At 50.6% G+C, this 11,955-nt stretch carries 8 protein-coding genes; all 8 read right to left on the reverse strand.

Annotation, left to right across the window (positions count from 1 at the left end; translation table 11 throughout):
- Nucleotides 1–69: 69 nt before the first annotated feature.
- The 8 genes from EFB08_RS02460 to EFB08_RS02495 all read right to left on the reverse strand — a co-directional run bounded on the left by EFB08_RS02460 (nucleotide 70) and on the right by EFB08_RS02495 (nucleotide 11,794).
- Nucleotides 70–4,134 (reverse strand): hybrid sensor histidine kinase/response regulator transcription factor, encoded by a 4,065-nt coding sequence (locus EFB08_RS02460; protein ID WP_125077629.1) that lies wholly within the window; start codon nucleotides 4,132–4,134, stop codon nucleotides 70–72.
- Nucleotides 4,135–4,559: 425 nt separating this feature from the next.
- A complete protein-coding gene (locus EFB08_RS02465; protein ID WP_262707460.1) occupies nucleotides 4,560–5,699 on the reverse strand; it encodes a DUF2264 domain-containing protein in 1,140 nt (379 codons plus the stop codon).
- Between the two features lie 387 nt (nucleotides 5,700–6,086).
- A complete protein-coding gene (locus EFB08_RS02470; RefSeq protein ID WP_123125310.1) occupies nucleotides 6,087–6,422 on the reverse strand; it encodes a hypothetical protein in 336 nt (111 codons plus the stop codon).
- Between the two features lie 95 nt (nucleotides 6,423–6,517).
- Complete coding sequence (locus tag EFB08_RS02475; protein ID WP_123125311.1) at nucleotides 6,518–7,132, reverse strand: RNA polymerase sigma factor; 615 nt, start codon at nucleotides 7,130–7,132, stop codon at nucleotides 6,518–6,520.
- 417 nt (nucleotides 7,133–7,549) lie between these two features.
- Complete coding sequence (locus EFB08_RS02480) at nucleotides 7,550–8,716, reverse strand: DUF4861 domain-containing protein (protein ID WP_165864777.1); 1,167 nt, start codon at nucleotides 8,714–8,716, stop codon at nucleotides 7,550–7,552.
- Between the two features lie 253 nt (nucleotides 8,717–8,969).
- Nucleotides 8,970–9,761 carry a gluconate 5-dehydrogenase gene (locus tag EFB08_RS02485; RefSeq protein ID WP_193553954.1) on the reverse strand — a complete coding sequence of 264 codons (792 nt, stop codon included), beginning with the start codon at nucleotides 9,759–9,761 and terminating at the stop codon, nucleotides 8,970–8,972.
- 11 nt (nucleotides 9,762–9,772) lie between these two features.
- A complete protein-coding gene (gene kduI, locus EFB08_RS02490) occupies nucleotides 9,773–10,615 on the reverse strand; it encodes a 5-dehydro-4-deoxy-D-glucuronate isomerase (protein ID WP_123125313.1) in 843 nt (280 codons plus the stop codon).
- 99 nt (nucleotides 10,616–10,714) lie between these two features.
- A complete protein-coding gene (locus tag EFB08_RS02495) occupies nucleotides 10,715–11,794 on the reverse strand; it encodes a LacI family DNA-binding transcriptional regulator (RefSeq protein WP_123125314.1) in 1,080 nt (359 codons plus the stop codon).
- Nucleotides 11,795–11,955: the final 161 nt, after the last annotated feature.

Below are 11,955 nucleotides of genomic sequence, written 5' to 3' on the forward strand. Positions count from 1 at the left end.
ATACAGAGGTGACAAACTATTATTTAAACAGGGGTATATGTGTATTTTTATCAAAAACAGTCCTGAGGATCAGTATATATCTGCAGTTTTTACAAATTCAGAAGGGGTACAGCCAAACTCCTTGGAGAAACACTGCCTGAAGTACTTATCGTCATTGAAGCCTACCTGGTACGCCACCTCAAACACCTTGTACTTGCCCGTCTTCAGGAGCCTGGCCGACTCCTGTAACCGAAGGGTGCGCAGGTACTCCACCGGCGAAGCCCCGGTGAGCAGTTTGATTTTCTTATAAGCCAGGGAACGGCTCATGTTCAAGGCCGCCGACAGGTCGTTTACATTGAACTCAGAGTTGTCCAGGTTCTCTTTCAGGATTTCATAGATCCGCTTCAGGAATTGCTCGTCCAGGGAACTGGTTTCCTTTTCAGGTTGAGGGCTGTTGATGTTGAACAGGTTCAGATAAAATTTCTTCAGCTTTTCCTGAGACTCCAGCAGGTTCTTGATCTTGATCTGCAAAAGCTCAGGACTGAAAGGTTTGGTCAGGTACGCATCTGCCCCAGTATCCAAGCCTTCTTTATGATGGGCAAAGGCGGTACGGGCGGTCAGCAGCACCACTGGGATATGACTGGTTTTGATGTTAGACTTCAGCTCCCGGCACAGTTCTATCCCATCCATCACGGGCATTTTCACGTCGCTGATAATAAGGTTAGGATGGTGCGCCAAGGCCAGTTCCAGCCCTTCTTTACCGTTTTCCGCTTCCAGGATGTGGAACTGTTCGCTCAGATAGTATTTCAGAAGCTTCCGGATGTCTTCTTCATCCTCCACGATTAATAGTTTCCGTTGGCCTTTTTTGGGGTGATTTCCGGAATCTGGGCCTAAAACGTCCTGGAAGGAAGGAACCTCCGGCTGGATGTCGGGCAACAAAGGAGTTGGTTCAGGGCTTACGATAGAAGAAGCATCGATGTGCTCCCTGCCAAGGGGGATGTTAAACCCAAAGGTGGCACCCGCTCCTTCCTCGCTCTGGACGTAGATGTCGCCTTTGTGCAGCAACACCAGTCTTTTGGCCAGCGCCAGACCTAACCCCGAACTCATGGGGGTAACAGGGTCTCCCTGGAAAAACCAGTCAAAGATGTGTTTCTGCTGGTTAACCGGAACGCCCCTACCATTGTCTTTCACCTCTACCTTGGCAAAGCCATGCCCCAGGGCGGAGTTTTCAACCGTAAGCGCAACCGTAATGCTGTTTCCCTGCCCTAAATATTTGAAAGCATTGGAAAGCAGGTTACTTAAGACCATCTCCAGCTTCTCGCGGTCAAACCAAGCCAAAACCGGGGCATCTGGCACCTCTAACTGGTAGTTGATCTGTTTTTTGAGGGCGAGATCCTGGAACGAGATGTACGTCTCCTTCACAAAGCTCACGATGTCTTCTTCCTGCACCTTTAACACCAGGCTACCCGCTTCCGCTTTCCGGTAGTCCAGTAACTTATTGATCAGGGCCAGCAGTTTATGCGCATTTCGGTACACCATCTTCAGTTTCTTACCCGATTCAGAACCAGTTTCCTTGTTAACCAGGTCTTCCAGAGGACCTAGCATCAACGTGAGTGGGGTTCTGAATTCGTGCGAAACTTCGGTGAAGAAGCTCAACCTCTCCCGGGCGATGCGGCGCTCTTTCCGACTTTGCGCCTTTGCCACCATCAATTTCCGCCGAAGCTTCCGTTGCCGGGCCACGAAATTGTAAACCCCAAACACAGAGCCGATGATCAGAATTACATACAGGCAATAGGCCCAGACTGTTCGCCAAAAAGGAGGCGACACCACTACTTTCAAGGAGGTGAATTCATCGTCCCAGGCGTTCTCCTGGTTAGAGGCTTTTACTTTAAAGGTGTACGTACCCGGGCTCAGGTACCGGTACGTGGCCGAGCGCTGCTGCCCCACATAGTTCCATTCTTTGTCAAACCCTTCCAACTTGTAGGCATAATTGTTCTTGGCCGGATGCGCATAGTCCAAAGCCCCAAACTCAATCATGAACACCGACTGGTCAGGCCGTAAGACAAGGGTTTGGTTTTCCTCAATGAGTTGCTCCTGCCCTTGCGGGCTGCCCGGTTTGTTGAAAAGTTGCAGGCCGGTGATCAGCACCTCGGGGGAAGAGACAGTCTCTTTAATCTGGCCGGGGTAGAAAAGATTCAGGCCTTTGGTGCCCCCAAATCCCAGAAGCCCTTCCGCTTTGTTCACCAGCACCGACCCTGGATTAAACTTCCCGCTCTGCAAGCCATCGGCGAGGCCGTAGTTATACAGTTTTCCGGTCTGGGTATCTATTTTGGTCAATCCCCGGTTGGTACTCACCCAGACATGGCCCATCACATCGGCCTGAATGGCATAAACGGTATTGTTGGCTAAGCCGTCTTTTTCGCGGTACTGCTGTATCTTCCTGGTTGAAAGGTTGTATCTGAACAAACCATCTTCCTCGGTCCCGATCCAGAGGTTTTGCTTCTGATCCACGAAAAGCGCCAATACCACCTCGCTGGAAGGATTCCTGTCCTTGCCAATGGCATACGGATACTTTTTGAAGCTTTTGGTATCAGGGGAATAACAACTTAAGCCTCCTCCATAGGTGCCAATCCAGAGTCTTCCGGCTTTGTCCTCAGCCAGGGCTCTTACATCATTTGAAGAAATGCCGCTGTTGGCAGTGTTGAAAGTCTGAAAACTCTGCGTCTGGGCTTGCAGGAGACTCAAACCGCCTCCGTTGGTGCCCACCCACAGGTTTTTCTTTGAGTCCTCGAACAAGGCGCGCACGTCATTCCCGCCTAAGGTTCTGCTATTAGCCGGGTCATGCTGGAAGTTCTGGAAAGAATCGGTCTCTTTTTTATACAGGAATAAGCCTTTGGCGTAAGACCCGAACCATAGGTTTTGTCTGGAGTCCCGGAGGGCGCTGAGAATGGCGTTGTCGGTTAATCCTTTCTCTGGCTGGGAAGTGGCGTAATGGTTGAGGACCTTGCCGGTTTTGTCGCATTTGTAGATTCCGTTGCCATCAGTGCCCAGCCATAGATTTCCTTCTTTATCGGTGCAGATGCCGTAGTAGCGGATCTCGTTTGGGGCTTGTTTTGCCAAAACATCCTGGGAAATACGGAACTTGATAAACTTCTCATTTTCCTTGGCTACCATTTTAATGCCCTCGCCGTAGGTACCCACCCACAGATTCTGGTCCTTATCCTCAAAGAGGGCTTGAACCGAACGTTGGGTAAGCGGGCGGCCGTCTTTTCCCTGCACCTCCGTGAAAAAGACTTTCTCCGGACCGTTCCTTTTCAACTGCCTGAGGTCCAGTTGGTACGCCCCGCCGTCTTGCAGACCCACCCACAACATTCCTTTGCTGTCCTCTAGAACCGAAAGCACGATGTTGCTATTCCTGAAGTACTCTTTCCCCGGAAAAGTGAAAAGGTGTTGTTTGCCTCTGGCATACAGGTACAGGCCCCTGGAGGAACCCAGCCACATAAGCCCCGAACGGTCCTCGTAAATGCAGGAAACACTTGCCCCAGCCAACCCCTCCCCGCCAGGAAACGGAACTTTGCCCAGCACAACCCCTTCTTTCACCTTGTACACATGCACTCCGGCATCCTGGGTTCCAACCCAAAGCCACCCTTTGCTGTCTTCGTATAGGCTTAGGATTTTATCGCTGGGTAAGCCCGGCAGGTCCTTTCTTCTGTAAGCGGTGAATTGGTTTTTGTCCCGATGGTAGAAAGAGACGCCGGCTCTATAGGAAGCTACCCACAGATTCCCTGCCTTTGATTCCGAGATGTCACTGATATCATCGCCTGCCAGGGAGTTTTTGGAAGCGGGATTGTAGCTGTAATGCACAAAGGCTTCCCCTTTGGCATTGAAACGGTTCAGCCCGTGCCGAGAGGAGACCCAGACCATGCCCCTGGAGTCAGTGAAAACCTTGCGGATGAAGTTTCCGGTTAAGCTGTTCTTTCTGGCCGGATCATATTTGAAGACCTTGAAGGAGTAGCCATCAAAGCGGTTCAGCCCGTCTTCGGTGGCAAACCACATGAGGCCCCGCTGGTCCTGGCTGATGCTGGTGACAATGCCCAGAGAAAGGCCTTCCTCCACGCCAAACTGCCGAATGATGTTTCGGGGCTGGTTTGGCAAAAAGGAGGCCAAAGGGATACAGGCCCCTACCAGGATGCTGAGTCGGATTACTTTAAAACATAGAGACAGCTTTGCCTTGTGCCCCCTGATAATTTGATTTATTCTGCTTCTCAATTCTTCAATTCCCGCCTTACTATACTCAATCTCCTCCGTGCTCCAACATGCCTGCCCCTCCCACCTGAAATAGCTGTCTTTTTCTTTTGCACCTTGAAGTTTGCCAAAATAAATGTGCTCCGCAAGCCATCTGCTGTATGCAGCGCATATTTATTACCCCTATTTCTGAGCCGATTTCAGGAAAACCCTTTAAAAACAACGGAGCACCGGTATAACACAATACCTAGCTCCGGAAATCTTTTCCCTAGGGCCAGACTAGTTTCAAAGCATAGGAAGGTAAGCCTGGAGAATTGAAAGCACCTCCCAAGAGTTTATTTTAACTCCAGAGCGTGATCTGCCGGCACTGGCTGACCACTCCAGGCTTTTACGGCCGTCCAGGGAGTAGTTGGGGAAGCCCAGAACGTATCTGTTTCCGGTAAACCCAGGGGTAGAAATATGGTGGCACACAGGTATAGGCTTCCGGTGGTGATGTAGAAATCTGCGACATCGGGTTGGTGCCCGTACAACCCGATGTTCAACCATCCTTCTTTGGTAAAGGTGGTTGGTGCTTCCATGGTCTTGTTCAGCACCGCGGTCAAAGCACTCCTCACCTGTCCCGGACTCAACGATTCGGGCAATTGCTTACGGTAAGCCATGTCCGCCAGGTGATGAAAAGCCCCGCCTCTGTAGGTAATGGACCGCCCGATGACCGGGAAACTACCATCGGTATGGATCATACGCTCCTGGAGTTCGGCGTACCGTTGGGTTATTTTGAGCAGGTTGGGCACGTACCAGGTATAGTTTTTCTTTTTCTCATTGGCTACCCGCACAATGGTGGCCAGGTAAGGCTGAATGACATAGCTGTTGTAGTAATCCTGCGCGAAATTCATCCCGTCTGAATACATGCCATCGCCTACGTACCAATGGTTGGCGAACTCCCGCACACCGTACTCAATGCGCACCGCGTCATACTCCAGGCCGTACTGGCAGAAGAAGGTTTCTATCATGCTGGTGAACAGAACCCAATTGGAAAATACCGGCACCGTCCCGCGGGTGGTTTTGAAGGCGGTGATCACCTGCTCCTTCACCCCGGCCTCCAGGTTCTCCCATAACCAGGGACAGCGTACCAGGCCCAAGGCCAGAAAAGAGGCGTCTACCAAAGGCTGGCCCCCGTTCCATTGCATATAATCTTTGGCAGCCGGGTTCACAGAATTGGCTACCGCTTTCAAAGCCCACTGCCGGTATTGGTTACGAAGGGCCACCTCTTCTTTTGATCCGCCCTCAGTGTTCAGCCACGGACCGATGCCGCTCATAACCCGCCCAAACGCCTCCAGGTAAGACACCTTCTCCCGGGAGCTTTTATTATCGATTTTGTTTGAAAGCGCCACCGGCATTTTCTCCTTCAGCCGATCCTCTGCCAAATTGGACAGCACCGGCCGAACGATCTTATCCAGGTGGTTAAGCCAAACCATTCTATCATTGGCCTTTGGGGATTTCTTTTTTTGCGCTTTTGCAGGCAGAACCAGAACAGACAGAAAAAGGCAGGCAAGAACCAGTAACTTTGAATTCATCAACAGAGAACCTTTGGGTTTATGAGACATTTTAGGAGATCGCCTTTAATAAAAGTAGCGGGCGCCTTCCCTGGCTTTTGAAGCCCGGCAAGGCACCCGCCCAAGTTTTCACACATGAAGGACGGAGCGTAGTTATAAGTTATAATCAACCGGCGCCCTTTCCAGGAAAGAACCCCAACTACAGAAATCATATCAATAAAGAACGCAGGAAGTTATTCCCGAACCTTGGTCATGAGGCAATACGCTGCTCAAAGGGTACCGGGAAAAAGCTGGACAGAGAGGGCAATGCTACAGGTTGGTTCCGGCTTTAGCTGGGCTGGCCTCAGAGGGAAGTTCCGAGGCCATGGACAGGTTAATTTTCGCCCAGAGATTCGCTACCCTATCCCCGGGCAGCCTGTGTTCCTGGGTGTTTAACTGCAATACCTTCTCCCTGGCCTGTTTTATCACTTCCGCCTTGGCGGGATACGCTTCTACAAACCCTTTCCAGAAATCATGGTCTGCCCCGGCTTCCTCCAACACCCAGTTCCAGAAGGAACTCTCCTCCACAAAGTCTTCAGCAGAGTAATGGCTATATTCCTGAAATTTATCCACCACCAAATTTACTTCCTTAGTTCTACTTACCAAGAGAATACTTTGGCGATTATTGGACAGCGTTTTGCAACTATTTTCAGAAAAAGAGGCAAGAAACAGGCCTCACCCCCTACCGGAATGAGTTCAGATTAGCCCCATTGCAGGTTCTTCACGTTTTTCCTTAAGGCCAACAGCCCTCTGCTGACCAACTTATACACATTGTCAATGCTCATATCCATGGCGGCGGAGATCTCTTGAAAATTGAGGTCTTTGTAGAACTTGAGCAGAATGGCTTTCCTTTGGTTCACGGGCAGTGAAAGAAGGCCCTGTTTGAGGGAGATTTTCTGCTGGGCCTTGCTTTGGGCCGTGATTAGAAGTTCCTCAAAAGAGTCATTCACTTCAGAGCACATCTTGTCTACCTCTGAGAAATCCTCAAACGTCAGTTCTTTCCTTTTCTGGAGTTCTTTATGGATACGGCGCTTGATGGAGGCATACAGGTAAAACCTCACCGAAGCAGGTACGGCCAGGTTTTCCCGGTTCTTCCATAAGTCCAGGAACAGCCCCTGGATGCAGTCTTCCAACAAAGCCTCGTCGCCTGAGTACTTACGGCCATAATTGTAGATTACCTGCACGTAAGTTTGATATAACTGCGCGAAAGCATCATTGTCGCCTTGCTGGAAACGTTTCCATAGATTTACGGCAAAAGCATCTTTCGCCTGACCGGTAACCTGAAGTTTAGGGGAGTGAGTAGAAGTTACTTTCATAAGTTCAAATCCAAGTTTCTGGAAACGTTTCCATAAAGGCTTTAAAAATTAGCAATAGCTTAGCAGGCTACTGCGTTTTCTCACCGCCTTTGATGATTTGATATAAAACTACTTTCCTTTTACCATTTATGCAATAGGTGTCTAAAAAACATTTATTCTTTTACAGCTTTTCTATTTACAGAATATCCGCTTAGGTATTTCATTAAACTCCTATTGTCCGCTTGAAATAAACTTCTACTAGAAAAAAGGCCGGCCAATCATATCAAGAATCTTCCTTACCTAGAATCCAGCAAGGTTTTCCATAAAACAGCACTTCCCTTTTGAGGATCTTTTCTGGAAAAGACCCTTAAAAGGGAAGTGCTGTGTTGGGCTGCTTTCTGGTTCTACCCGCAAGCTTCCCGTGGTTGGCTTAGTTTGCTAAAAAGAGACTTCTAAGGGTGAAGCCATCCGTTTTGCGAAGTTAGCAAGGTAGGTATCCCATTCCTGCACGGTTTTAAACTGCCCGCTTTTCACCCAACCAAAGCCAGCGTAATAGATTATCTTCTCTTCTTTGGGAGTTCCTATCACGTATAAGTGACTCATGTCTTTCGTGGCTACCCGATGATCTTTAAAGGCCTGCACCGCTGCAGGCGCCATGACAATACCCGTTCCCAAGAAAGAGTCATCCATGGGTTCCCAGTAACGGAACCAACCGGCCTTCTGGTCTCCTTTCACTTCTCCTTTTTTGTCGTGCAGGGTGATTCCGGCGGTCACGTTGGGTAGTGGTTTATCGCTTTTGACGGATACCTCAAAACGGGTCATATTGCTTCCAAGGTCTAAGCTGACGGTCTTCTTCTCAGTTACGGTTTTCCCGTTGGCTTGCCAGGGGGCATACGTGAACTCAAACAAAGTCCTGATGGGTCCGTCCGCAATTTTCCGGTAGCTGATGAAGTTTTTGGAGACATACAAGGAGTCGTTTTCCCAGACGCCTATGCCGCCAATGCCTCTGCTGGGTCCCACGTGGTACGGGTCATAGCCTTCTCCCCGATCAACGTGGTAGTAGTTTGGATTGGTCTGATATCCTTTGTACCAGGCGTCAATCACGGAGTAACTTACCCGCTTGAGCCAGGCATCCATCCCACTGGTCAGGGTTCCTCCGGCTACCTTCTTTTCTACCATCTGCTGCGCCACCGGTCCGTAGGTCCGGAATGCTACCCGGTCATTTTCCCAGGTATAGTCATCGGTTCGTTCGGGCACAAACCGGGAATAGGTTCTGATTTCGCTCTTGGGTTGGGAGGCCGCTCCGTTGGTGGCTCCCTGTACATAAAACTTCTTCGTGGCCCGGGCTTTAATGTCGGTCTGGAACAGGATTTCGTCTATGGTGCCGTCCAGGTCTTTGTCCAGGGGCTGGCTCACCAGGATCTGCTCGGTTTCACCGTCTTTGATCAAAATATTCTCCGCCCCAAACTGATCCACCAAGGCTTTTACCCGGGAAACGGGTACGGAGATGGTTTCAGAGGATCGGTCCAGGTCCAGGCGGTTCTTTACGGTGATGGTATTCGCACCAGGCATTTTCTGGCAGGAAGCCAACAGACTGGTTGCCAAAAACAGCCCGGCCCAAGTAATTCTCTTTATTTGAAATGATATGACCATTGTACTTCTGAGGTGATGGTTTACTTTGATCCAGCATGAAGCCCAGATTATGGCTCTCTCCTTCTCTTAGGAACTTTAACTGGAGCAGTTGAGTGTTTAGGAACTCCACAACTTACGTTAGCAGAGAAATTGTAAGTTGCGGGCAACAGGTATGCTGCTTTTAAGAGGTTTTCGGAAAACAAGCCTAAAAACAGGATTGGGATTTCTACTCGCCCATCGGTTTCCCGATGGTGGCCAGAATACCTCCGTCTACGTACAGGATTTGGCCGTTCACGAAGTTGCTGGCCCGGGAAGCAAGGAAAACGGTGGCTCCGCCCAACTCATCGGGGTCTCCCCATTTACCGGCCGGGGTGCGGTTCACAATAAACTCATGGAAGGCATTGCCGTCTACCCGAAGCGGAGCCGTCTGCTCAGTGGCAAAATAACCCGGCCCGATGCCGTTCACCTGAATCCCGAATTTAGCCCACTCGGTGGCCATGTTCTTGGTGAGCATCTTCAGGCCTCCTTTGGCGGCAGCGTACGCACCCACGTTCTGCCGACCCAGTTCGCTCATCATGGAACAGACGTTGATGATTTTGCCGCCTCGGCGCTCTATCATGCCTCCAATCACTGCCTGGGTGACGATGAAAGGCGACGTCAGATCCACGTTGATGACTTCCTGCCAGTCGGGTAGCTTCATTTCTGCGAGCGGAATGCGTTTGATGATTCCGGCGTTGTTTACCAGAATGTCAATGAAACCAACTTCGCGCTCAATCTGGGAAACCAGTTCCTGGACCTGTACCTGATTGGTAACATCGCACAGATACCCGTAGGCTGTGATTCCTTCTTCGCGGTAGGTCTGCACCGCCCGGTCCACCTTTTCCTGGGAGGAGTTTCCGTTCACCACGATGGTGGCTCCGGCCTGCCCCAAGGCTCTGGCCATGGCCATGCCCAACCCATGGGTTCCGCCCGTAATCCAGGCTATCTTGCCAGTAAGGTCAAATTGCTGTAGAATCATAGAAACGCAGGTTATCGTAAATCAGTGATGAGGCAAGCGTCCATGTCGCCATAGTCAAGGTTTTCGCCGGCCATGCCCCAGATGAAGGTGTAGTTGGAGGTGCCTGCCCCGCTGTGGATAGACCAGGGCGGAGAGATCACAGCTTGGTCATTCTGCATCCAGATATGGCGGGTCTCCTGAGGTTGGCCCATGAAATGGCATACAGACTGGCCCTCGGGGATATCGAAATACACATAGACCTCCATCCGGCGATCATGGGTATGCGCGGGCATAGTGTTCCAAACGCTGCCGCTTTCAAGTTCGGTCATGCCCATCTGCAGTTGGCAGGTCTGGATTACCCCGGCAATCAGTAGCTTGTTGATGGTCCGTTTGTTGGCGGTTTCCATGGTCCCCAGCTTCACCACTTCGGCCTCACGACGGGAGACTTTCTTGGTGGGGAACGCCTGGTGCGCGGGTGCTGAATTAAGGTAGAACTTGGCAGGCCGGTCTGTCTCCTGGCTCAGGAACGTCACGTTTTTCACCCCTTTTCCTAAATACAGGGCCTCTTTGTGCTGCAACTCATAGGTGGTGCCATCGGCTTCCACGGTGCCCGCCCCACCAATGTTGATAATGCCCATCTCCCTTCTTTCCAGAAAGTACTCTGATTTCAGGGGATCAATGGTCTCTAAGGCAACCGCTTGGTTCACGGGCATCACGCCGCCGGCAATGTACCGGTCATAGTGGCTGTAGGTCAGGTGGAGTTTATCTGCTTGGAAGAGATTCTCAATCAGAAAATTCTGGCGCAGCGCCTGGGTGTCCATCGCTTTGGTTTCTGCAGGACTAACGGCATAGCGCACATCGTATTCAATACCCATGTTGGTAATTTTTAGGGGAATTATGGAAACGTTTACATAAAGTGATGCTTCCAAACGAAGGCATCTGATTTTGATTTCGGGTTATTTTCTGGAAAACGCCTATAAAACAAGCTCCTGGCCTGAGTAGAGAGGCGTAGCATTATCTTCGCCGCTGTTAGCTCCGGTAGATGGACGGGTTTTCAGTTCAACCGGCGTGGTAAGGGAAATGTAATTATCCTCGTCCTTGATTTTCTGCTGGATTAAATCCATCATCAGGGCGGCAGCCTTTTCTCCTACCAGGTAGGGGAACTGCTCCACCGAGGTAATGGCGGGTTCAATGATTTCGGAACGGGGATCGTTTGAGTACCCTGCCACCTTCAACTCAGCGGGAATGTTCACTTTCAGTTTCTTGGCGTAGTCCATCACCACAATGGCCGCCGTGTCATTGCAGGCGAAAACCGCATCTGGCAAACTGCCGGGTTTGAATAGGACCTCACAGTCAAGCAGGGTGTTTTCTTTGGTCAGTTCATGGAAGAACAGCAGGTTCTCCTCCAGAGGGGCGCCATATTCCTCCATGGCGTCTCGGTAGCCCGAAAACCGGTCGCGGTAAATGCTGCAACTGAGAGGGCCACCGATGTGAGCAATCCGGCGGGCGCCTTGTTCCAGGAGGTGCCGGGTAGTCTGGTAGCCGCCCTGGTAATCATCGCCCTGGATTTTATGGACCTGATAATTCAACGGTACCCGGTCAAAGAACAGCAAGGGCGTATGGGCGTTGGTGAAAACATCAAAAGGAGAGAAATCCTCGGTATGCAAGGTGGTGGACACAATCAATCCTTCTACCCGGGCGGCATACATGGCGTTCACCAACTGCTTTTCCAGTTTCACGGAGTCATTGGACTGGCAAACCATGAGATTGTACTCGTACTCCTGCAACTTGTTCTGGATGGCCGTGATCACCGTGGAGATGAAGTACATAGAGATTTTAGGCACGATTAACCCGATAGTGCGAGAGCGGTTGTTGCGCAGGCTGGCGGCCACAGCATTATGCCGGTAATTCAATTTTTCCACTGCCTCCCGCACGCGCTGCTTGGTGCTCTCGCTTTGGTGCGGATGGTCATTCAACGCCCTTGAAACCGAAGAAATAGACATCCCCAGCTCGGCGGCTATGTCTTTGATGGTATATTCAGGACGTTTCTTCATGTAGGTTCTTCAAAAAACTAAAGGTCTAATTTGCGCATTCACCTTGCCTACCATCCAGGGCAACAGCCTCTGCGGCCTAGGAAAAATTTAAGAAAGGAACAGAAGTTCTAACTGTACTTCTCTTTATCCAGTTCAAAGCAATATGCCCTTTCCAGAGCAGG

The organism is Rufibacter latericius (assembly GCF_003721515.1).
GTDB classification, from domain to species: Bacteria; Bacteroidota; Bacteroidia; order Cytophagales; family Hymenobacteraceae; genus Nibribacter; species Nibribacter latericius.